Below are 22,961 nucleotides of genomic sequence, written 5' to 3'. Positions count from 1 at the left end.
TTTGATAGCTGTTTTAGGTATTACATAGGCATTCTTATCAAAGTCTGATAGGCCTCAACCAGTCTGTTCCTGATTTCCAGGAGAAGATCCATGGCGATACCCGCTTCTTCGGCCGCAATCATCACCTGATGCAGGTCGGCCGCCTCGCCGGTGGCCGCCAGTTGCTGGGCGTTGGCCGCCTCGCTCTGAAGTGTATTCACCGAGTTGACCATTTTCCCCAGTAACTCCGTAAAATCCACTCCGCCGGCTTCCTTTACAAGAGAAGTGCTGTTCTGAATACCGTTCTGAAGTCCCGGCACCAACCGACTGACCTGTCCGACAATACCGCTCATAATTTTACATCCACGATCTTGCCCAGGTGACTGGCGTCTGCGGCGCTCTTTTTCCCATAAGAGCCGCTTTCCAGTTCAGCCGAGCGGAATCGCTCAAAGAGCAACTCCAGCGCCTTCTTTTCCTCGACCGTAAGCATGTCAAGGAAACTCCCTTTCTGAAGCTGTACCGCCAGCTTCGAGCCGGGGATTTTCCCCTGGCCCGGAATGGCAATGCGGTTGCTCTGCTCGGCCTTGGAGGCATTCTCACTTGACACTGTCTTCTTATTGACCTGGCTATCGCCGGTCAACTGACGATAGGCCTCAATTCCAACAGAGTTAATCTTCATACCTATTCTTTCCTTCCTTTATATCTCAAGAGCATTCTTAGCCATCTCTTTGGCCGAAAGAATCGCGGTTGTGTTGGCTTCATAAGCCCGCGAAGCCGCGATCATATCGACCATCTCATTGACAATCTCAATATCCGGAACTTTCACATATCCCTGTTCGTCGGCGTCAGGATGCCCAGGGTCATACACCAGACGAAATTTCGAAGCCGGGTCATCCACTTCCTCACCCTTTGCCTTGGACACTTCGATATCATCGCGTGTGAGTTTCGAAACCCCATTTAAATGATTGACATTGGTGCGCAGAAGCTTGGTGCGGGCCCCATCCATGACATTCCGGAAAGGAACATTTTCTTCCTCCGCCGATACCATTACCCGTTTCCGACGATAAGGGCCGCCCTTATCGGTGCGGGTCGTTTCCACATTGGCGATGTTCTGCGCCACGACATCCATTTTTTTCCGCTGCAGGGTCATCCCCGTTGCCGAAATCTCAATGGAATTGAATAGTCCCGACATAATATATCACCTACTTGCTTCTAATGGCGGTTCTCAAACCTTCAAATTTCTTGGCCAGAAGAGTGGCCCCGACACTATAATAAATCTGATTCTCTGCCAGGTGAGCCACTTCGGCGTCGGCATCGACATTATTGATGCCGTTACTCTCTTTCGACCTGTTCACAATCAGTTCCGGTCCCCGGTCGCGACTCTTCCCGACTGGAATATGCGCCGGATGAGTGACGGTTCCTTGAATGTGTCCCTTATCATTAACAGCTTTTTTCAGTTCGCTGTGAAAATCTATATCTTTGCTCTGATACTTGGGTGTCGAGATATTGGCGATGTTCCCCGAAATCATCTTATGGCGAATAGAGGCCATATCCAGAAATTTCTGCATCAGCGGAACGCCACACTTGTCGAAAACAGCTTTTTTTAATAAGTCAGACATACCATTATCCGGAAAACCTTTGAGCAAGGGCGGTGCCAAACTGTTTCCGACGCCATATCAGGCAGAAAGACAACGATTTACAATTTTCTGATAAGATTCTTTTGAAGTTGGTGAAGGAAATTGATGCCGTCGAATCGGAAAAAGTTTTCCTCAGAATCAGGGACGGGGAGCGTAATACTGTGAGCTCGGCTCGGCTTCGGTCATCTCCATAGTAAGAACCACAATATCAACCCGGCGATTCTTGGACCGGTTCAAATCGGTATCATTATCTGCAATCGGACGAAACTCGCCAAACCCCAGCGCCGAAATCCTCTTGGGGTCAAAACTGTGCACATCGGCCAGGTATCGTACTACCTCCGTGGCGCGCGCCGAGGAAAGCTCCCAATTGGAGGGATATCGGGCGGTCTTGATCGGCTGGTTATCGGTGTGTCCCTCGATACGGATGTGGTTGGGAAGCTCTCGCACCTTTTCCGCTATCATATTCAGAATATCCTTGGCCTTCGATTCCAGTTCGGCCGATCCCTCCCGAAAAAGAGCCGATTCCATGATATGTATGACCAATCCCCGTTCGGAAACATCGGTACTGATCACTTTGTCGTCACCCATTTTATCGGCGCTCTCCTTAATCTGCTGGCCAAGAGTCTTGAGATGGCCGATATTCAGGACTCCCTGCCCCGGAAGTGCTCCCGGCTGGTCCCCTTTCTTTATTACCATTGTCCCGCCCTTGAGAACGCCCGATAAAGCCTCAGTCATCCTGCCGAACTTTTTGGCATCGACCTTGGACATGGAGTACATGACAATAAAGAACGCCAGGAGGAGAGTGATGAGATCGGCATAGGTGAGAAGCCATCGCTCCAGATTTTCATGTTCATCTGATTTTCTGCGACGCGCCATAACGGCTTATTCCTCGCCGCCCCGCATCCCCGGCGCGATGAATGAAAGAAGCTTGGTTTTGACCACCCGCGGATTGTCACCCGATTGAATGGAGACAACTCCTTCCATAACCAGATCCAGATTGGCCAGTTCCTCTTCATGACGCATTTTCAATTTGTCGCTTACGGGTAGATAGACGAGGTTGGCCAGAGCGACGCCCCAGAGTGTGGCGATAAAGGCTCCCGCAATTGCCTCGGCCATACGGTCGGCGTTCGCGGTGTTTCCCAGAGTATGGATTAACCCCAAGACAGTCCCGATGATTCCGAGGGTGGGAGAAAAGCCCCCCATCTTTTGGAAAAATAATATCCCCCTTTTATGACGATCCTCGATATAAGCAATCTCCGTTTCCAGAATCGTTTTCAGCGCGGTTATTTCCGTCCCATCAATCACCAATTGTATCGCTTTTCTGAAGAACGGGTCTCTTATATTGGGCAGATCGTTCTCCAATCCGAGAATTCCCTCACGACGTGCTTTCTCCGACATGCTGACAATCATATCAATCGTCCGGAGGGGATTAATCGATCGGGCAAAAATGGCCAGCTTGATAAATTGAGGGACATTCACAATTGTCTTTATTGAGGTTGTTACAATCGTCGCCCCTATTGTTCCGCCGATTACAATCAGCATCGCCGGAGGCTGTACGATGGCGCTGAGGTGTCCTCCTTCCATGACAAAGGATACGAGGACAGCGCCGATACCCAATATGAGACCGCCGATAGTTGCTATATCCATATCGTTATCAAAATATCGGGCCAAGCCGGCCATAATTTGAATGGCAGGGTCTTAAGCCCAATCAATAGGAATATCGGCAGTTATGGCGGAATTTAAACCGCCCTTTTGAATGAAAAACAGGGAAAGGTCCCGAAAAAAAGCTTCAATCTCTATCTTCGATGTTGTATTCAGCCAGCTTATTCCTGATCGTTCGAGGGGTGATATTAAGGGCCTCGGCTGCCCGCGTCTTATTTCCCTCAAAACGTTGTAGGGTTTTCAAGATCAAATACTTCTCCCCCTCGGCCAAAGTCATATCCGCCCTTAGAGCCTTAACCTCATCGGCCAATTTCCCCAAGACCAGGTCTTTCGGAAAATCATCCTGAGTCAGCTTTGTGCCGGAAGTGGTGACAACCGCCCGTTCAACATAATTCTCAAGCTCTCTTACATTTCCCGGCCAATGATATTTCATGAAGAGACGAATCACATTTTCATCCACCGCCTGAACATTTTTCTTGTTTTCGGCGTTCGATTTCTGAATGAAGTGGCTGGTTAACAAGGGGATATCTTCAAGACGCTCACGTAACGGTAAAATATGTAGGGGAATCACATTGAGCCTGAAATAGAGATCCTCCCGGAATTTCTTTTCGCTTATCGCTTCCTTAAGATTTCTGTTCGAGGTCGCAATTATTCTCACATCGACACTGATTGTTGCCCCCGAACCGACTCTCTCGAATTCCTTTTCCTGCAGAACCCGAAGTAATTTGGCCTGCAAGCCCAAAGGCATTTCGGAGATTTCATCCAGAAGAAGGGTGCCGGTGTGGGCGAGCTCAAACCGTCCCTTATGCTGCCGGACCGCGCCGGTAAAGGCTCCTTTCTCATATCCGAACATTTCCGCCTCCACCAGATTCTCCGGCAAAGCAGCACAATTGAGCTTGATAAAAGGTTTATCCTTTCTGCAGGAAGCATAATGGACCGCGCGGGCGAACAGCTCCTTGCCGGTTCCTGATTCCCCGGTTATAAGAACCGTCGAACGGGCATCAGCGGTGGTCTCTATCAGATCATAAATCTGCTTCATTTTGGACGATTTCCCCACAATATTCTGATAGCTGTTTGCAACATCGGAACGGAATTGCTTGACCTCTTGCCGCAGCCGGATGACCTCCGCCACCCGCTCCACAACCAGTTCAATGGCATCCGGTGAAATCGGCTTGAGAAGGAAATCATAGGCGCCCAGTTTCATGGCCTGAACGGCGACCTCAATCGTTCCAAAGCCGGTTATCATAATAATCACGATATCCGGCCGGGAATTTTTTATCTTCTGAAGCATCGTAATGCCGTCCATCCCCTTCATCTTTATATCGGAAATGACTATATCATAGTTCTTGTCTTCGACTCTCTCCAGAGCGCCCTCGGCCGATAGCACCGATTCCACATTGTGACCGACCCGAGATAAAGTTTCCGTCATGAATTCATTAATGTACTTGTCATCGTCAACGACCAGAATATTCATCCTCATAATGTCTCCCTCTTATCGCCGGATTTGACCGGCAGCACTATCGTAAATTTGGTCCCCTGTCCCACTTTCGATTCTGCTCTGATATCTCCGCCGTGAGCCTTGATGATCTTCCAGGCAATGGATAGACCCAGTCCGGTTCCATTTTGCTTGGTGGAATAAAAAGGTGAGAAAATCCGGCCCAGGTCTTGCGCGGGGATGCCGGTTCCGTTATCCTCGATTTCCACTGCAGCCGCAAGAGCGCAACCATAGAGCTCGGCATCGTTGCCCAGTGTCTCTGATGCCTCCTGAATAGTGATCCGCCGGCATCTGACCGTGACACAGGTATCGGCCCGACCCGCCTCGAGGCCGTTTTTGACCAGGTTAAATATGGCTTGTCGGAATAGCTGCGGGTCGATCTCAACATTTAGATTCAACTCCCGATCATATTCACGGTTTATGCCGCCGAGATAGCCGTTATGCCCGTGCTCCTCGGTAAAGCTATCGAGAGCAGCGTCAATATATTCTCTTAAATTGACCCGCTTTTTATGCACCTCCTCGTGACGTGCAAAAGCAAGAAGCGTTTCAATTGTCTGATTGATATTCTGAACCCCGGCCACTATTTTTTCCGCCATTTCTTTTTTCGCCGGGTCGTCTTTGAGATCGCGTGCCAGAAGTGAGGCAAACCCGCCGACTCCGCCCAGGGGGCTGCGAATCTCATGAGCCACCGAGGCGGCCATTTCTCCCAGTCCGGCCAGTATCTTCATCCTCGAGAGTTGCTCCTCCATCCGGCGAATTCCGGAAATGTCATGAAACAATTCCACCGCCCCGACTGTCTCTCCCACGCCGTTCTTGAGTATAGAAGTGGAGACCGAAAGAATCAGCACCAAACCCGATGCGATTTTTACCTTCTTTTCAGCGCCATCAAAGGTTCGGCCGCTCCGAATGGTTTCCATGGCCGAGAATTCCCGGCCTTCGGTCGCGGTGATAATCTCTTCATAACGAATATCTGCCCGTCGGTGAATCTCCTCCTCCAAACCCAATAATTCCCGCGCGGCCGGATTTAAGTGTGTTACCCGCCCTGTCTTATCAATGGCAATGACTCCGGAAGCTAAAGAAGTAAGAATGCCATTGAGGAATTCCGTAACGGATCGGTTATCCTCCATAGCGGACTGGAGCGCCTGATTCGTTGCCTGCAATTTTTCGCTTTGTCGGGCATAAGTCTCACGGAGAGTGAGATATTGCCGTTGAAGCCTGTTGATGATTTTATTGAAGGAGGAATAGGTCTCGGTAAATCGTTCTATTTCACCTGTCGTTGTCGGGTCGGTCATTTTGCGATCATCCATGTTCGCCATCTCCAATTCCAATGGGAAAAAATTACCGACTTCGTCGGCCCATTGCAACAAAAATATAAAATTATTTGTGATATCGGCCTTTGGTCATTTGGCTGGGGTAATCGCGCCCAGCCCGGCCGCAATCAAAGAGGGACGTCTTGAACTCGAATAGCCTCTTTATTTTCCCGGCGCTGCTCCAGCAAGCTTTCGATAGTCTTATACAGTTTGTTGATATTGAAGGGTTTTATGAAATAATCATCGACTTTAAGACGGAGAGCCTCGACTGCCGTCTCCACACTCGGGAACCCCGTAATGACCACGATCGCCATGGCCGGATGAAGAGCCTTCATCCTTCTAATAAGCGACAAACCCTCTTCCTCCGGCATTTTGATATCCACCAGGGCGATATCATAGGCTCGATTCTTGAGCAGCTCGCTGCATTTCTCCCCCGATTCGGAGACCGAGACCACCCAGTTTCGCTCCGAGAAAAAATCGTAGAGCAAATCTCTGATAAGAAGCTCGTCGTCGATGACAATAATGGTATTCCTGATCATTTAACTGCTCTCCCGCATGAATTGATGAATTTCTGGAACGACTCAGTTACTCGGCACCAAATGATAGGAATGAAGCGCTTCTTCCTCCGTCGCAAAGATCTCGAATATATGAGAAAGCTGGGTAATGTCGAATATTTCTCGCACATAATCAGCCATATCCGAGAGTGTCAAACGCCCGCGGTGTATACGGATTTCTTTCATTATCGAAACCAGCGCACCCAGACCGGAGCTGTTGACAAATTCAACCTCTCTGAGATTCAGATGGATAGAAGTCCTTCCGCCGGAAAGAATGCTCTTGACCTCCTCTTTAAGCCTGTTTCCGTTGCTCAAATCCAGCCGGCCCGAGAGGGTCAAGACCATCACATTCCCTTCATCTTTCTTGTTCATTTCCATTTTATCCTCCATATCGTTCATCGATTTCTTATTTACCTTATCTTTCCTCAAATTAAACCTCATCGTAATCTGCGTCCCACCGGTCCTTCCATTGCGTCCAATAACAAACTCATCTGCGATCGATCTCATGAGGCCGATTCCTCTTCCCCCCTCTGAGAGAAGGTCGGGACAATCATGACCTGACGACTCCTGATTGAAGCCATTTCCTTCATCCATAATATCGGCAATCATCGCTTCATCATTAACGGTGATGGTGACTTCGACCATTTTGTCCGGGTTGAAGCAATTACCATGAATCAGGGCATTGGTGAACGCCTCGGAAATGGCCAGCATTATATTGAAAAGCCTTTTCTTTTCCAGGCCGATTTCGGCCATTAGACTCTTAATGTCGGCATACATGCGCCCTTCCGATTCAAGCACGGAATGGTACTTATAAGTTTTTCTTTTCATACCCCCTCCGGTAAGATTCTGATTTCAAAGAGAGTGAAATCATCTATGGTTTCCTCGCCTGCCCCCTCAATGTAGCGATCGACCCAATCCTTGACTCTGATGCAGAAGCGGTTGGCCGGCAAGTCTTTTTCTGCAAGAAACAACTGTTTGACCCGGTTGAGTCCGAGGAGATTATTGTTAATATCCATCGCCTCGGTCAACCCATCGGTGAAGGCGAAAATCCTATCCCCCGGATGAATCCCGACCTCCCCTTCTGAATATGACATCTCCGGGAATTGCCCGACAAAGGTTCCACCCGCTCTCAGTTCCTCCATGCTCTGTTTATCGGCATCCCAGAAAAGAGGCGGCAGGTGGCCGGCATTGCAAAAAAGCATTCTCCTTTCTGCCAAATTAAAGCTGGCGATAAATAAGGTCACAAACATATCACGTGACTTGATTACGCCATTGCAAAGAATGCCATTTAAGTTATTCATCAGTTGCGAGGGACGGATCCGCGGGCAATTGCTCAGTTCTGTCCGGATAATGGCCGCGGTCGCCGACATCACCATCGCCGCCGGGACCCCCTTGTTGGAGACATCACCAATGATCATCAGGAAGTCAGATTCGCTGATTTTCATGATATCATAAAAGTCCCCCCCGACCGCCCGCGCCGGACAGTATATTGTCCCAATATCGACTCCTCTTATCTTTATTTCTCTGTCCGGGAGAATCGTTTCCTGGACCTGTCGGGCTAACGCTAACTCCTGCTCGATTTTCTGATTATGCAGCGAATCCTTGAGAAGCATCGAATTTTCTATGGCCACCGCGGCGTAGTTGGTAAGTATCTCAAGATTGCTCTTGTCTTCATCGGTAAATTCGGCGCCGGAGGTCTTATTTATTATGACAATGGTTCCATGGCAGCGAGCCCGCGACTTTATCGGTAACGCCAGAATGCCGGTGATAGTTGGACCGAATTTGAAAGTCTTATCCAGGTCATTCCAGGCTATTGCCTCTTCGTTATGAAAACAGTAATTGGAAATATCCTCATCATTCTGATAAAGGATGTTCCTTATTGAAGTATCATCGACGCCCCAGGTGATCTTAGAAATGAGTTTCCCCTTCTCAGATAACTGTATCAGGCCCACCTCACCCTCGACCGTCCGAATCGACATCTCCATGACTACCGAAAGAATCGTATCAATATCAAGGATTGAGGCGATTATGGCGCCCATGGTGGCCAGGTCACGAAGCTTGAGCTTGGTTTCTTCCAGCCGATTTTCCAGATCGAAGATTTTATCCTCTGTCTCAACGATTTCTGTCACATAGAATTAATCGGCAACTTCACACTCGACTTGACCTTGCTCCCCCCTCTGGTTATTGAAGACACATTAGGTATGAATTAAGCCACCGCTATTATGCAACATAACGCACAAACTGTGACTTTCTCCGCCAGTCGCTACGTTATGCCCCGGCAACAGCGGGGAATAATTACCCAAAGATAATAAGACTTCATACTTATAATAAATATTTTACCTGATGTTTCCAGCTACTTAAAAGTGGCCGATGAACCCATCTGGCCAGTCAAAATGCCGGCAGTCTTTTCTTGTTAGTTTAATAAGAAGATTTACAATAAGTTACGGACTTGGGTCTATGTCCCCCATTCAGCCTATAATAGACTAATTAAGACAACTTTCAAGCCGGAATTAAGACCAGACGTTTGCCCGTTTTAACCCCCAAAACATGGGAATGCCATTTGCTTCTATCCATACCGAGTATGATAAAATCAACCTTGGCTCATGAGGTATTCATGAAAAGAATTCTTCTGCTGTTCTCTATGTTAGTGCTTGGAGTTTTCGGCTCCGCCAATGCCGTTCCCGACCTGCAACTCTTTGTCGCAGGCGGAACTTATGATATGGGCACCGAAACCTGGGTCACCAACGCCAGCACCTTTGATCTTTATATCATCGGCGCCAATCAGGCCATGTCCAATGTCATGGTCAGTATGGCGTTAAACATGCCCCACTCGGAAAATCCCAACGGGGTAGCCAGTATCGATGTCAATGGAACCGCCTATAACAGTTGGGTTTATGGAACTCCCAATCTCCTTCCTCCCCACGATATTTTCCCCACCTGGTATAGCGAGTTCAACTCCGGCAACTATGGTCTGGTCGGCGGTGTCGGCAATGCCGGCGGGCCGGATTACTATGATCCTTCCACTCAGGGGTATCTGGCTTCTTCGAATACCCTTGGTCAGTTCAAGAAATTTACGATTTCGCTCTCTGGTGCTGACTACGCCCATTTTGATGGTTTCTTCTATTTCCGGGGAAACAATGGCAGGACCAGAATCAGATTTGCTCCATTCTCACACGATGCTGAGTCTCAGCCCGGCGCCGTTCCGGAACCGGGTACCCTGACTCTATTGGGCCTGGGCAGCCTGGGCATGGGTCTGGTTCGGAAATTCCGCAAATAGCTCCGATCTTAAAACTGCATTCAGAACGGGAGGCCGCCGGCCTCCCGTTTTCTTCTATTCCAGCCGCCATAACAGAGTACTAATGCAAAATGCAATATGAGTAACTTCGTTCAGAAATATTACAATTGATTTCCTATTACTTGAAAAGCAAGTCAGATGACTAATACGGGATATATGACATCCACTTTTATAGCACCGATCTTTGGCCCCTACTTATGTTCCATAATTGAACAATTTTGTGTTGATGCACCTATTTGGCCGCGATCTCCCGCCCTTTCGGAAGTTAACAATATATTCATCGCCGTGTAATGCATTGTCCCAGGCTCTCTTATTTCCCCGGCGGCAAGTCTTGCATTCTGCAATAGTCTAACCTCTTTGTCGAATGGCATATTATATGCTCCTACGACAATAAGAATGACTATAACCAGAAAAAACGGAAGTTAGAAACATGAAGAAGATCATTATACTCTGTGGATTGGCCTTATTGATTCTTTCCTTCTCAGCTTATGCACTACCCACCGGCTTTCAACCGTTTTCCAGTCACGCCCGTGGTGAGAGAAGTCAGAATATCGGCTGGGTGGGAGATAACTCGGATTCCAATTTCGGCCGCGGCATGATTGATTTTGGTGGCCACCATCGTCCCTGGCACCTGAGATGGGGACAGAATATGCCTCCGACAATACCGCAGTGCCCTGTGCCCGAACCGATGACCCTAACTCTATTCGGTCTCGGGGCGCTCGGCTTAAGCTTGATTAGAAAACCAAACAAATAAAGTAAGTCCGCGATATCAAAAAACGAGAGATGCCTCATCTCTCGTTTTCTTTTGTACGCCCGGGCAACAAACACCGGGTCTTCTGCATTCGCCGGAACTATTTCTTCCGGAACTTAATCAGTAGGGGAATTCCCTCGAAATCATACTTCTCCCTTAGCTGATTTTCGATATAGCGAAGATAACTCTTTTGAATCAGCTCGGGGAAATTGCTGAAGAACAGAAAAGTCGGCGGACGATTTCCCGCCTGAGAGGCATAATTGATCTTGATATGCTTTCCTCGGGCCGCGGCCGGAGGCTGTCTCCGCACCATCTCTTCCACCATTTTGTTCAACTCCCCGGTCGCAATCTCCCGATTCCAGTTTTCAAATACTTTATCCACCATAGAAATAGTTTTGGTTACCCGTTGCCCTGTAAGGCAGGATATATAAATGACCGGAATAAAGGCGAAAGTCCCGGTCATCTCTTTGATTTGGGAGGTAAAAATGTCGGCTGTCTTTTCATCTTTTTCGACCAGATCCCATTTATTAACCGCCAGAATTATTCCCCGGCGCGCCTCGGCGGCATCCTCGATTACTTTCAGGTCCTGCACCAGAAGCCCTTCACTGGCATCGACCAGCACCATTGCGATATGACAACTTTCAATCGCTCTCAGGGTTCGCAATGTGGTATAGAATTCCAGGTCCTCGGATACCTTCGCCTTGCGCCGCAATCCGGCGGTGTCCAAAAGCATATATTCCTTACCGTTGTACTCGAACGGAGTGTCAACCGCGTCCCTGGTCGTTCCCGGCACGGGCGAAACTATCACCCGCTCCTGCCCGATCAAACGATTGATAAAAGATGATTTGCCGACATTGGGGCGTCCGATCACCGCGATTCTTATCGCCTCGGTTACTTCCTTTTCAGCGGTTGCTTCGGGCAAACGCCGCACTATTTCATCCAGCACCTCGCCGACACCCAGGCCGACCGTGGCCGCAACCGGCAACGGCTCCCCCAGTCCGAGACGTGCAAATTGGAATCGTTCATTCTCAAGAATGGCATTATCCGCTTTATTGGCCAGCAAAATCACTTTCTTTTCCGATTTCAGCAGCCGGGCCGCAATCTTCTCGTCTACGCTGTCCGGCCCGATCTGGCAATCAACTATCAGAACCACGAGATCGGCCTGCGCCACCGCCGTTTCCGACTGCTCCAGAACCAGTTTCTCAATCCCGCGTTTGGAGCCGGGAATCATGCCGCCGGTATCAATCAGGTAGAAGTATCTTCCCGCCCAGTCGCATAAGGCATAATTGCGATCGCGGGTGATGCCCGGCGCATCATCGACAATGGCCAGCCGCTTTTTCAAGAAACGGTTGAAAAGCGAAGATTTCCCCACATTGGGACGGCCAATAAGGGCCACCAAAGGATAGTTCATCCTGTTACCTCATTGAGAGTGTCAATCATGCTATAATACCCAACTTTAACCTCAGATGCGACCTTTTTCTGCAAATCATCAAAGCTGAGATCATCCAGGAAAAGCCTGTCGCTATTGAGACAGTTGGGAGGCAGCAGAATGATATCATATTCTTTCGGAAGGCTCTTTATTTTCGCCATTATGTCGCGGCCGGTCAGAAGGCCGCTCACGGTCACCCTTTCTCCCCAGAAACGATTTTCGACCTGATATAAATCGAGCCGCAAGCCTTCTTTTCTCAACGGTTGGACAATCCCCTTTCTGAGCGCCTCAAAAGCCGAGACTCCGGTCAGCATGGCGATTCGGGAATGCGTATTCCCGAGTTTCAGAAAGCGCCGGCGCCGGCTAAAATCTGACAGAAGCAGCCGCATCATGCCGATGCCATTTTCGAATTGAGCCATTTCTTCATAGGCCGCGAGAGCTGGAAAATCCTCTTCCGCCAGGATATAAAATTCATCGGCCGCATAAACAAATCGTGTCGATGATTTCTTCTTGAACTCCTTCTGCCGGCGATGGAGATATTCGAGAATAGCCGCCGCCGTTTCGCAATCGAAAGATTTCAATTGCGGAAGACGCTGCCGGTATTTGGTCAGCCCCACCGGCACGACACCGACCGTGATGACCCCGGGAAATAAATCAAACAGGTCATCAATTGTCTTTTCCAGCGCGGCACCGTCATTAATGTCGGGACAAACCACAACCTGTGTATGAAAATTGATGCCGCCGTCTATCATTCGCTGTAGAAGCGGCATAATTGGGGGAAGCTTATCATTCCGGAAAAGGGCACGGCGCAAATTGTCATCCGTGGCATGCACCGAGATATATAAGGGCGACAGCTTTTGCTCTATGATGCGCGAAGTGTCTTCATCATCAAGATTGGATAACGATATAAAATTCCCGTGCGTGAACGAGAGACGATAATCGTCATCGCGAACATACAGCGGCCGCCGCATCCCTTTCGGCTGCTGGTGCACGAAACAGAAAACGCAGCGGTTATGGCAGGTGAGAATCTTATCCTCCTCAAAACTCAACCCCAAATCGCCGGTCGTCTCGAATCTGACCTTGAATCCAAAACGCTCCCCGCGGGTATCCTCGAATTCCAGCGCAACCGCCTCCTCGGCGATCTTATAGCGGTAATCAAGATTATCGCGCACTTTTTCGCCGTTGATTTTGATTAGCTTGTATCCGGGACGGATGAGGCCAAAGAGCGGGGAACCGGGATCTACCGAAATGATTTTCATAACTAAATAAATAAAGCGGGCGATGGGGGTCGAACCCACGACGTCAAGCTTGGGAAGCTTGCATTCTACCGCTGAATTACGCCCGCTTATTAAGCGTTTCGATTAAAATTTACCTTTTGCTCTTCTATAAGTCAAGCGGTTTGTCCTAACCTTTCAGGAGAGCGCCGGTTATACACCCGATCGACATCAAAAGCCCGACCAGGGCATGAACCTGAATTGTCCCCGCCTGCGCCGGTATCAGTTCTTTGATTCTCTCATAATTCCGCGCAAAAATCCCGGCTGTCTTGAGGGCCACCGGAAGCGAGAGAAGAGTAATCAGCGCATATGGCGTCAGATAACCGGCTATCACCGCCAGCACCACGCCCAGATAACTCCCGAAAATCAGAAAATAGTAGCCGGCTCTCGCCTTTCTTTTGCCCCATGTGACCACCAGATGGTTCTTGTTGACCGCCTTATCGGCATCATAATCGGGAAACTGGTTGATATAGAGAATGGCCGTGATTAGAAATCCAATCGGAAAAGAGGTCCAGAATGATGACCAGCTAAACATGCCGGTCTGAACAAAGTAGGAACCCATCACCGGCAGGGTCCCGAAACCAATCAACACCGCCAGTTCTCCCAGCCCGTGGTAAGAGAATGCAATCCGCCCGGCCGTGTAGAAAAACCCAAAGAGAAATCCTGCCGCCGCCAGTATCAGCACCCAATACCCGGGGGTCTGGGTGGTAAGGTAAATACCGGCTATCAACGCCAGCGCGTAACTCACCAGTGCCCCATTTAGAACCGCCCGCGCCGAAAGTGTCTTATTCTGGATAACCCTGCTCCCTCCCGAAAATGGGGTGAAATTGGGGTTGATATCATCATCAGTGGTTTTATGGTCAAAATAATCGTTGGCCAGATTGGCCCCGGCGTGGGCGCATATCCCGCCGAAAAGGGTGATAAAGAATAATCCCCAGTGGAATCCGCCGGTCTCATAATAGGCCAGAGCGGCGCCGAATATAATCGGCATCGCAATCCCGGTAAAAAACGGCGCCCGGACCGCCATAATCCATTTCTTGAAAGCGTTCATCTATTGAATCTCCTAATTATTTCCATAACCAAATTATACGACTCAAAACAGGCTCTAAACTTAAGTTTTTACCCCTGAATCTCCTTTTTCTTCCCGGTCAGCCTGACCACGATGATTGTTACTTCATACAGAAGATATAACGGCACCGCCATTAAGAGCTGGTTGAAAATATCCGGCGTCGGAGTCAGAATGGCCGCCACGACCAGGATAACGATAACCGCATAGGCTCTCCCCTTGCTCAAACTCCGGGCATTGACCACGCCGATTCTTCCCAGCACATACCCCACTACCGGAAGCTCGAAAGAAAGCCCGAACCCCAGAAGCATCATCCCGGCAAAAGAGATGTAGCTGGAGACCGTGATAATCGGAATCATCTCCCCCTCCGCGTAGCTCACCAGAAACTGAATGGCAAAAGGGAGCACCACAAAGAAACAGAACGCCGCCCCCGCCAAGAATAACAGGGTTGAGGAAATGACCAACGGAAATACCGCCCTTTTCTCTTTAAGATGCAGCCCCGGCGAGACAAATCTCCAGAGTTGGTAGAGGATGAACGGCGAGGCGACAATTAAGCCGGTATAGATGGCGATTTTGAAATAAGCCATGAACGAGCCGGTGATTTCGGTGAAATGGAGTTTGACATCCCCCAGCGGGAGCGTGACGAATTTATAAAGCCGTTCGGCAAAGACAAAGGCCACCGCCGCGGCAATAATGACGGCCAGAAACGATTTTATGAGTCGCCGGCGCAGTTCCTCGATATGTTCAAGGAACGGCATGGCCCCTTTTTTGGGGGCCGGCTCGGTCTCGTAGATTTCCTCTTTCTCACCCATTTCAGGGCGGAATTAAGCGGAAAACATGGCTTAAGTCAATCGGTTTTTGGGAGGGGACTCGAGGAACCCTGCCTTCGGGCTGGCTACCAACTCTTAATCCAATCAACAATTGTAGGCAAAATAAAACTAGTAAACAACAGGCCCGGTATTATAATAGATACAATACGATGCCATAATCGCCAACGACCTATAATCTTGGTTCCCCTACCTATTCCCAAAATTGTCTTTGGCTTAATTGATAGTACAATAGCGGATAATAATCCGCCCCCAAAAACTACTTTGAACCAATAAGGAATCAAAACGCCTGACGATTTTGGATCATAATCTGTTCGCATAATCAGCAATAACTCGATTGCTTCAGTTTCATTTTGTTGTGTTATTCCTTGCTCTAGAAGGGCCTTGGCACGCCTTCTTGCATCTTGGGTCGTATTAATAGCCATTATAGAAAATAACATGCCCATAAACAATGCAATAAGAATAGGCAGCCCAAATTCTGAGAATCGACCCAATATTCTCTGCCAGGATGGTGCGCTATTTTTTATTGCCCATTGCCTGAATGCAACAAATGCTTCTCTCGCGGCTGGGGCCTGTTCCGGGGAAACATCAATGCGCAATTCATTTTGCTCACTGCTTACATTTATTCTATAGCGCATGTCAGCCGACTCAAGGTCTGTGGAAAAACCGGTTGCTATTTCGTTGAGCAATGTATTATCACGCATTACCGTTGAAAACCGCTCGGCTTTGTACGTTCCACCACCTTTTAACGTGATATTTATGTTTCGATTACTCCTTCTAAGAGGGTACGATGCAGATTCCCTCAACTCATTGATTAAACTTATTCTCTCACCTTCTGAAATATCTTTGTGTAATCCTTGTTCCTGCCTGTATTGCAGTCTTTCCTCCGCATCCTTAGTGAGGAGAGATTCACGGCTGGATTCTAATCGCTTCCACTCTTCGTCCAGTATATTATCTAATTGCTGCAATGCTTCATCATTAAGAAGCCAGGGACCGGCAATGCGCATTTCTGTTGGATATTGTATCGACATACAGATACCTTATGCCTCCATAATAATGGGCCAAATTAATAACAGACTGTCGGCGACGTCCATCAAAAACGGTAATTCGCCCAGCGGGTGGGCTACCGACTCATGACTGCTCGTCCTTCTCCCCCTTGTCCCAGATTCGACTATAGAAACCCTGCCCAAACTCCTGCTCCAAGACCAAGCGGACAAGGCCGCTGTGTTTTAGGAATACCCCGGCCTTTGTTCGGGCATCGGTTTGTCCCCTCTCGTTGCCTTGGGCCACGTACTCCGCATCCTTCGCAATCACCGCAGACAGATGCTTCGCCAGCAGCGCCTGAAGGTCGGCCGTAGTCTTGATGCCGAGCTTCTCGAGTTCCCACAAGAGAAGTGAGTACGGCTCGAACGCGCCCTTGTTCCTGAGGGGTAGTAGTGCATCTAGGTTGGCCTCCAGCACATCGGCGTTGAGCCGTCTGGATCCCTGTTCCTTGAGGATCGTTGCCCGATAGTCGTCTCTCTCCGCCAGTGCTCTTTCGAATTCCATGTCAACCATCTCCAGCAGAGCAGACACCCGGTGGATCGAACGGCGGACGGGCGGTGGGACAGACGCCTCCTGCTTGTATTGGAGCTTGTGGGACGCGGCAGCCCACATGTGCTGAGCAAGGGTGCGGACCTGGAACTCGGCCTGAAACTCGCCAAATGCGGAAAAGGTGGGAACGGTCAGCCACTCCTCCCGCGGGCGGACGATAAAGTGGATGGACTGGTAGCCGAACTCCTCAGGAGACAACTGCTCACTCTTGTTGTATCGGGCCGTGACCTGGAAGGCTTCTTCTACCAAGCGGCACGCGGCTGGTAGGTCACGCTGAAACAGCAGGATCACTCGAACGCCCACTAAGTCATGAAGCTCAGTCAGGGACGCGCCATGAAAGTCGATGCGCCCGAGCTTTTCTTCGATCGAAGACCACGCCTTCACGCGGTGTTCGATGGGCACAGCCAGGGCGAGCTTGTCCCGCTGCACGAGTTGCTGAAGCTCGGAGGCGAGCACTTCCGCAAATCGCTGAGCAAGCGGGGCCAAGTCCCGGTACTCCTCCTGGAGGCGGGAGATAAAGATTCTTCGCATACGCTCTTCTACTCTCAGTGTCAGGCATAACAATAATTAGACTTGTCCGCAAAAGATGCGACGTTCTGGCTACCTGTCCTTATAATTGGTACGCCACCCATGAGGTGGGCTACCAGCTCTTCTTATCTTCTTGCAAACCCTCAATAAAAATGCCGCAAATAGTATCTACTTTGCGGCATTAAAAGTCAAGCGCTTTTTATCCCCTTTATGCCCCCAATCCAGCAGCTTCTTCAGCGCTTCAAAAACCCACGACTGGGTGGCATTCTCAGGCCGTTCGCTTCGCGCGGGCGACCTGGAGATGAGTTTTTCTTCACCATCTGCAAAATCTGTATCGCATCGATGGTGATTTATCCCCCCACCCTCTTATGTAGAAGGAGTGTTTATTCATATGTCAGGCAGCGAAAAACAACTTAACGCCAATTGTGCCAATGCCCTAAAGCCATCAAGCCCCAAAACCGGCCGGGGAATAGCCGCCTCCTCCAACCGGGCCGCACCCCCAAATCAACAAGAGAGACAAAATGAATCTTTTAAAAAACGAAGAAACAAACCCATTTTGCCGACAGGCCCTAGACGCCTTAAACCATTCTCCGGCAACAAATAAACAGAAAGTGATTAAGTTTTTTGGCGGAACCGGAATTTGAAAGACGAACCCCTTTTGCAGGGTGCCCCACCGCTGCACATTTTGTGGGCGGCCGATGTCCACATCGGCCCCACCGTGCAAATTTGCCATCCCGCACGGACTCTCGACCAGTGTAGGGCACGAGCCCCGCGCTCGTGCCGCTTTCCTGTGGGCGGCCCGCCCCATATCTACGAAATTGGAGTGATTGCGCCCCGAAATGTTCTAACCCAACAGTTTTTTCAGCTCTTCGAAGAATTCCGTCTTATCCTGGAATTTGCGGTACACCGAAGCAAAACGAACATAGGCGATCTCATCGGTCGCTTTCAGCTTCTCCATCACCAGCTCGCCTATGAACTTGCTGGTCACTTCGCTTTTGGAAAGCTCCTGCAGACGCGCCTCAATCTCATCGGCCAGCGATTCAATCTTCTTGGCCGAAACCGGCCGCTTATTGCAGGCCAGTTTCATCCCGTGAATCAGCTTCTGCCTGTCAAACGGTTCGCGCCGATTATCCGACTTCAGCACCGCCAGCGTCACATTCTCGATATATTCGTAAGTGGTGAATCGTTCCTTGCACTTAAGACACTCGCGGCGGCGGCGCACCGCCCGCCCATCCTGCGCCGAACGGGAATCGACTACCTTGTCTTCCTCATGTCCGCAGAAAGGGCATTTCATGGCTTCAGATTTTCCACCTTAGTTTCCGGCTTATCCAGCACCAGATGGTGCACCACCACCCCCGCTTCCTCTATCATACTCCGCGATAGATCATCAGGATACCCCTCCCCGACATAAATCTCCTTCACCCCGACATTGATAAGCATCTTGGCGCAAAGTATGCACGGGAATGTGGTCGAATAAAGTATCCCTCCATCAATCGATATCCCCGAGGTGGCCGCCTGAATGATGGCATTCTGTTCGGCATGAATCGCCCGGCAGAGCTCATGCCTCTGCCCCGAGGGGATTCCCAGCTCCTCGCGCAGGCAACCGATATCGAGGCAGTGGCGAAGGCCCATCGGGGAACCGTTGTATCCGGTCGCCAGCACCTTCTTATTCTTGACAATGACCGCCCCCACCTGCCGACGCAGGCAGGTTGAGCGAGTGGCCGCCAGTTGGGCTATCCGCATGAAGTATTCGTTCCATGAGGGACGTCTGGGAAGGTTGTTGCGGTTCATAACAGGGCAAATCTAACAGAGACACTATACCGGCGCAATCAAAATCTTAGCTTCATCGGAATAATCGATCTCAAAATGCTCGGCGGCCGACCCCTCGCGGATCGCAATTTCGAGATAGCCGAAAGAATTGATATAACAGACAGGCTCACCTGTCTCGACCGACCCGAAAGTCTTTTTGAGCAGCCCCACACTTTTCTGATTGAGATGCACAAGATACTTGCCGCCGGGAAGGTCTTCTTTCCTCAACGAAGTCACCAAATTGCCGAAACGGTCAATATATATGACCGTTCCAATGGTGAATTTCCCCATTTTCTTATATGACTTTGCCTGCGGGCGAAGAATCGATTTCATCTTGCTGCCCATTTCTTCCGGGGCCACTCCAAGAGAAAGATAGCCCGCCACCGGGGCGAAAATGTCCCGGCCGTGGAAAGTTGCGGAGATCTCCTGCAGATGATATTTGCTCCTATTGAGAACCAATATCCTTTTTATTTCTCTTTCCCTCAGGAAAGAAAAAAGGCCGTTATCCGGCCCGATAAAAAAATAATTCTCCGTTTCGATAAGAACTGGCCTGCAAGCGGTGCCAACCCCGGGATCAACCACCGCCAGATAAATAGTGCCCTGCGGAAACTGGCCATAAGAGGTTTCCAGAATATACCGGCCGGCAGTTATATTATATGGCGGAATTTCATGGGAAATGTCAATCAGGCTTGCCTTTGGATTCAGCCCGAAAATGACCCCTTTCATAATTCCGACATAGTTGTCCTGAATGCCAAAATCAGATAGCAGCGCAATCAAGGGCCGCTCCGTGTCGACATTAGCCACCCGATACCCCGCTATTTGGTTTCTTCATCGATCCAGTCGAGATAGTCCGGATTCCCCTCGGCGATATTCAGCGAGACCACCTCCGGGATATCGTAATTATGGTTCTCCTTCACGAATTTGATAAGATTTTCCACCTTCTTGGTGGCGGTTTTGATAACCAGCAGGGCTTCGACATCTTTGGTGATTTTCCCTTTCCAACGATAAAATGAATGCACTTTCTCCACGATATTGACACAGGCGGCCAACCTGTTTTCGATAATCTCGCGAGAAAGCTCCTCGGCCTTATCCTGCGAAACGGTGACAAAAACAACTCTAAAGGCGGACATAAATCTTCCCTGTTTTAGGATTTTATGGTTCTACCCAATTTCAATTCGATTGATTTGACTTTCCCGGTCAGGCGGCTTTTCGCCCCTTTCCGGTCATCCATGGTCAATATCATATAGACTCGATTATTGGATTGTCTCAATTTGAGACGGCATTTGTTGATCAGCTTCATGATCTGGTCCCATTCCCCCTCGACTACGGTTGACATGGCCGTGGTTTTATATTGAAGACCGGACTTATCAATGATATTGATAATTTTGGAGACCTCTCCTGAAGCTGATTCCTTTTTCCCGATCGGGAACATGGCAAACTGGACCAGCATAATGATACCTCCTGAAACTTCATGAACACAATATATCAGATTAAATATAAAAACAATCACCAGGAGTTTCAATGAAATTTAAAATCTCTCAGGCCATTTCCGGCATAGGACGATCGCCACCGGTCTTTATGTTTTGAGCTCAAACAGACGAAATAACCCGATCGGCGGAAGTTCCCGATAATAATTAATCAAAATATTGTTCAGATGTACCGGGATATCCAGGTGCGTAACTATAACCAGCCTTGGCCTTTTGGCTTCGACCGCCTTCATCGATTCCATCAGCATTTCTTCATTATATTCCGCCTCACAATACCATTCAATCGGAGTAGGGTTTCTTCTCCCTGTTAAGTAATAGAGAGATGAAAAAGAAGGAAAAATGAAAATATGATCCTTTTCCGAACTATTGGCCTTTATGGCTGCAATTACACTCTCCAGTGATTTGACCTTCTCGGGCGTCGATTTAATGTGCCGCAATCGGGGCGAAACAAACTCGACATTGAGGTTCGAGCGCGGCGCATCGTTATAGACATATCGATATTTATGGTATTGTCCCAAGACTAAAATTGCCAAAAAAAGTAAAACAACCACCGCTTTTCGCAGCCGCATTTGAATGCAGTCCCGAAGAATTACATAGGTAAAAGGAAGGGCGACCAGTGCTCCCATATAGGCATAGATAAGTCCGCTATAATTGAATCCCGACAGATATTGAACAATGAGTGCCAGAGCGAACAGAGGAATTATTTTCGCCGCCATCTCCTTACCGGCATCATCCATGCCGACAACATATTCTTTAACCAACAGCAGGACGGCCAAATAATTTAAGTAAACGATGAAATAGACAAAGCTATAGACATTTTTTATCAAAATTTCTCCCAATAGGGCAAATACTCCCAGCGCCACTGCAATCAATGGTAATCTCCATCGCCGTCCCCCAAAAATAAGTGCCATGGAAATCATAAAAGGCAGAGACCAAAGGAACGCTTTAGGATTATCCTGAAACAGGGCAAAGACTATACCTACGGAACTGCATTGCCCCGGGAGAATGACAACGTCCCGGTAGAATGCGGCTATTGTCCCGGTGATACTCAGGTATAACATATATAATAAGAAGGGAGCAAAAAATCCGATAATCATCCGGCGGGCGGCATCATAGGTGATAATCTTAATCTCTTTGGCAACATGATTAATGACCAGGGAGAGGAGAATAATCAGAGGGAGCATCATCATATAATTCTGTTTGGCCATACCAGCCATAAATATAGCCGCTCCGGAAAGGAAGTATCTTCTCCGGTCAAAAAACAGCAATGCCAGGACAGCAAAAAAGAGAGCATCGTAGCTGTACCAGGGAAAATTAAGCAGAAGGGTTGCAATAATATAAGTGATAAATAGCAATAACAGCAATTCCAGGGGACGAACAAAACGGCGATAAAACATGGATAGAAAAATCACGATTAGCATCGTCTCTATTGCCAACCAGATGCGGGCGGCAAACAACGTGTAACTGTGACCGAATACCCATATCAGTCCGGCCTGAATATAGATTGACAGCGGAGTGCGAAGAAGGTAGAAATCCCCATAAGGGATTTCGCCATTCACAATTCTCTGGCCGAGCGACTGAAGAAACCCTTCGTCCAAACTGGGTGCAAACCCCTGGCCGAGAAAGAAGTAATTATAACCGATTATGAAAATGAAAAGGATCAGGTATGCCCAGAAATCATTAAAGAATGTCCTTTTTTTTTCGAGGGGCGGACAATCTTCTCCAGAATTCACCAATGTTACCGTTAAGGCTGGTTCAGGTCTTTTTCTCAGGATAAAGTGGAAATTTATCACAGAGCGCCTTGACCTCTTTGGCCACTTGCGCCAGAACCGTCTCATTATCCATATTCTTGATGACCCGGTCTATGAATTCGGCGATCACTTTCATTTCGTTGACACCCATCCCACGGGTCGTAATAGCCGGGGTACCGATTCTGATACCGGAGGTCACGAACGGTTTCTGCGGGTCAAAGGGCACGGTGTTCTTGTTCACGGTGATACCGGCCGCATCGAGCGCCTTCTCCACTTTCTTGCCGGTTAATCCCGATTCAATAAACGATATCAGCATCAGGTGCGTATCGGTTCCGCCGGAGACTATATGATAACCGGCCCTTTTCAATTCCCCGGCCAGAGCCGCGGCATTCTCAACGATTCTTTTCTGGTAAACTTTGAACTCATCGGTCAAGGCTTCTTTGAGTGCCACTGCCTTGGCAGCTATAATGTGCATCAGCGGGCCGCCCTGAATACCGGGCATGACTGTACGGTC

At 49.0% G+C, this 22,961-nt stretch carries 26 protein-coding genes and 1 tRNA gene; 2 read left to right on the top strand and 25 right to left on the bottom strand.

Annotated features, from left to right (window positions below):
* Positions 1-20: 20 nt before the first annotated feature.
* The 11 genes from fliE to NT002_06690 all read right to left on the bottom strand — a co-directional run bounded on the left by fliE (position 21) and on the right by NT002_06690 (position 8,766).
* Positions 21-332 (bottom strand): flagellar hook-basal body complex protein FliE, encoded by a 312-nt coding sequence (gene fliE / locus NT002_06740; GenBank protein MCX6828965.1) that lies wholly within the window; start codon positions 330-332, stop codon positions 21-23.
* A complete protein-coding gene (locus NT002_06735; protein ID MCX6828964.1) occupies positions 329-658 on the bottom strand; it encodes a hypothetical protein in 330 nt (109 codons plus the stop codon). The genes fliE and NT002_06735 overlap by 4 nt, the downstream gene beginning before the upstream one ends.
* Positions 659-676: 18 nt before the next feature.
* Entirely contained in the window at positions 677-1,171 is a 495-nt protein-coding gene (gene flgC, locus NT002_06730; protein MCX6828963.1) for a flagellar basal body rod protein FlgC, read from the bottom strand.
* A gap of 10 nt (positions 1,172-1,181) precedes the next feature.
* Entirely contained in the window at positions 1,182-1,598 is a 417-nt protein-coding gene (gene flgB / locus NT002_06725; protein MCX6828962.1) for a flagellar basal body rod protein FlgB, read from the bottom strand.
* Between the two features lie 156 nt (positions 1,599-1,754).
* A complete protein-coding gene (locus NT002_06720; GenBank protein ID MCX6828961.1) occupies positions 1,755-2,492 on the bottom strand; it encodes an OmpA family protein in 738 nt (245 codons plus the stop codon).
* Between the two features lie 6 nt (positions 2,493-2,498).
* The gene (locus NT002_06715) at positions 2,499-3,263 is read right to left on the bottom strand and encodes a flagellar motor protein (GenBank protein MCX6828960.1); all 765 of its coding nucleotides are present in this window, start codon (positions 3,261-3,263) and stop codon (positions 2,499-2,501) included.
* A gap of 142 nt (positions 3,264-3,405) precedes the next feature.
* Entirely contained in the window at positions 3,406-4,758 is a 1,353-nt protein-coding gene (locus NT002_06710) for a sigma-54 dependent transcriptional regulator (GenBank protein MCX6828959.1), read from the bottom strand.
* Positions 4,755-6,080 carry an ATP-binding protein gene (locus tag NT002_06705; GenBank protein MCX6828958.1) on the bottom strand — a complete coding sequence of 442 codons (1,326 nt, stop codon included), beginning with the start codon at positions 6,078-6,080 and terminating at the stop codon, positions 4,755-4,757. Before NT002_06705 ends, NT002_06710 begins: the two co-directional genes overlap by 4 nt.
* A gap of 131 nt (positions 6,081-6,211) precedes the next feature.
* Positions 6,212-6,622 carry a response regulator gene (locus NT002_06700; GenBank protein ID MCX6828957.1) on the bottom strand — a complete coding sequence of 137 codons (411 nt, stop codon included), beginning with the start codon at positions 6,620-6,622 and terminating at the stop codon, positions 6,212-6,214.
* A 42-nt stretch (positions 6,623-6,664) separates the two neighbouring features.
* A complete protein-coding gene (locus NT002_06695; GenBank protein MCX6828956.1) occupies positions 6,665-7,465 on the bottom strand; it encodes an anti-sigma factor antagonist in 801 nt (266 codons plus the stop codon).
* Positions 7,462-8,766, bottom strand: coding sequence for a PP2C family protein-serine/threonine phosphatase (locus NT002_06690; protein MCX6828955.1), 1,305 nt, complete (start codon positions 8,764-8,766; stop codon positions 7,462-7,464). The genes NT002_06695 and NT002_06690 overlap by 4 nt, the downstream gene beginning before the upstream one ends.
* A gap of 485 nt (positions 8,767-9,251) precedes the next feature.
* Here NT002_06690 and NT002_06685 point away from each other — a divergent pair, with 485 nt between their 5' ends.
* Positions 9,252-9,914 (top strand): choice-of-anchor N protein, encoded by a 663-nt coding sequence (locus tag NT002_06685; protein MCX6828954.1) that lies wholly within the window; start codon positions 9,252-9,254, stop codon positions 9,912-9,914.
* Between the two features lie 448 nt (positions 9,915-10,362).
* Complete coding sequence (locus tag NT002_06680; GenBank protein MCX6828953.1) at positions 10,363-10,686, top strand: PEP-CTERM sorting domain-containing protein; 324 nt, start codon at positions 10,363-10,365, stop codon at positions 10,684-10,686.
* Positions 10,687-10,783: 97 nt separating this feature from the next.
* On the opposite strand, the gene der is transcribed toward NT002_06680, so the two are convergent.
* The 14 genes from der to NT002_06610 form a co-directional block, all read right to left on the bottom strand.
* Positions 10,784-12,094, bottom strand: a complete 1,311-nt coding sequence (gene der / locus NT002_06675) for a ribosome biogenesis GTPase Der (GenBank protein ID MCX6828952.1) — start codon at positions 12,092-12,094, stop codon at positions 10,784-10,786.
* Positions 12,091-13,371: a DUF512 domain-containing protein gene (locus NT002_06670; GenBank protein MCX6828951.1), complete on the bottom strand. Its 1,281-nt coding sequence runs from the start codon at positions 13,369-13,371 to the stop codon at positions 12,091-12,093. Before NT002_06670 ends, der begins: the two co-directional genes overlap by 4 nt.
* Positions 13,372-13,385: 14 nt before the next feature.
* Positions 13,386-13,457 (bottom strand) — tRNA-Gly (locus NT002_06665).
* A gap of 59 nt (positions 13,458-13,516) precedes the next feature.
* Positions 13,517-14,437 (bottom strand): 1,4-dihydroxy-2-naphthoate octaprenyltransferase, encoded by a 921-nt coding sequence (menA, locus tag NT002_06660; protein MCX6828950.1) that lies wholly within the window; start codon positions 14,435-14,437, stop codon positions 13,517-13,519.
* A 68-nt stretch (positions 14,438-14,505) separates the two neighbouring features.
* Positions 14,506-15,264 carry a twin-arginine translocase subunit TatC gene (gene tatC, locus NT002_06655; protein MCX6828949.1) on the bottom strand — a complete coding sequence of 253 codons (759 nt, stop codon included), beginning with the start codon at positions 15,262-15,264 and terminating at the stop codon, positions 14,506-14,508.
* A gap of 83 nt (positions 15,265-15,347) precedes the next feature.
* On the bottom strand, positions 15,348-16,310 hold the full coding sequence (locus NT002_06650; GenBank protein ID MCX6828948.1) for a hypothetical protein: 963 nt from the start codon (positions 16,308-16,310) through the stop codon (positions 15,348-15,350).
* A 100-nt stretch (positions 16,311-16,410) separates the two neighbouring features.
* Positions 16,411-17,403, bottom strand: coding sequence for a RelA/SpoT domain-containing protein (locus NT002_06645; protein MCX6828947.1), 993 nt, complete (start codon positions 17,401-17,403; stop codon positions 16,411-16,413).
* An 841-nt stretch (positions 17,404-18,244) separates the two neighbouring features.
* A complete protein-coding gene (gene nrdR / locus NT002_06640; GenBank protein ID MCX6828946.1) occupies positions 18,245-18,694 on the bottom strand; it encodes a transcriptional regulator NrdR in 450 nt (149 codons plus the stop codon).
* Complete coding sequence (locus NT002_06635) at positions 18,691-19,191, bottom strand: cytidine/deoxycytidylate deaminase family protein (protein ID MCX6828945.1); 501 nt, start codon at positions 19,189-19,191, stop codon at positions 18,691-18,693. The genes nrdR and NT002_06635 overlap by 4 nt, the downstream gene beginning before the upstream one ends.
* A 24-nt stretch (positions 19,192-19,215) precedes the next feature.
* Positions 19,216-20,013, bottom strand: a complete 798-nt coding sequence (locus NT002_06630) for an SAM-dependent chlorinase/fluorinase (GenBank protein ID MCX6828944.1) — start codon at positions 20,011-20,013, stop codon at positions 19,216-19,218.
* An 11-nt stretch (positions 20,014-20,024) separates the two neighbouring features.
* Positions 20,025-20,339 (bottom strand): divalent-cation tolerance protein CutA, encoded by a 315-nt coding sequence (locus NT002_06625; protein ID MCX6828943.1) that lies wholly within the window; start codon positions 20,337-20,339, stop codon positions 20,025-20,027.
* A 14-nt stretch (positions 20,340-20,353) separates the two neighbouring features.
* The gene (locus NT002_06620; protein ID MCX6828942.1) at positions 20,354-20,659 is read right to left on the bottom strand and encodes an MTH1187 family thiamine-binding protein; all 306 of its coding nucleotides are present in this window, start codon (positions 20,657-20,659) and stop codon (positions 20,354-20,356) included.
* A gap of 126 nt (positions 20,660-20,785) precedes the next feature.
* Positions 20,786-22,429, bottom strand: coding sequence for a hypothetical protein (locus NT002_06615; protein ID MCX6828941.1), 1,644 nt, complete (start codon positions 22,427-22,429; stop codon positions 20,786-20,788).
* Positions 22,430-22,451: 22 nt separating this feature from the next.
* The coding region (locus tag NT002_06610) for a serine hydroxymethyltransferase (GenBank protein MCX6828940.1) at positions 22,452-22,961 on the bottom strand (510 nt) is incomplete at its 5' end.

This window comes from Candidatus Zixiibacteriota bacterium, from assembly GCA_026397505.1.
Lineage (GTDB): Bacteria > Zixibacteria > MSB-5A5 > GN15 > PGXB01 > JAPLUR01.
This window is presented reverse-complemented; position numbering and strand designations above follow the sequence as displayed.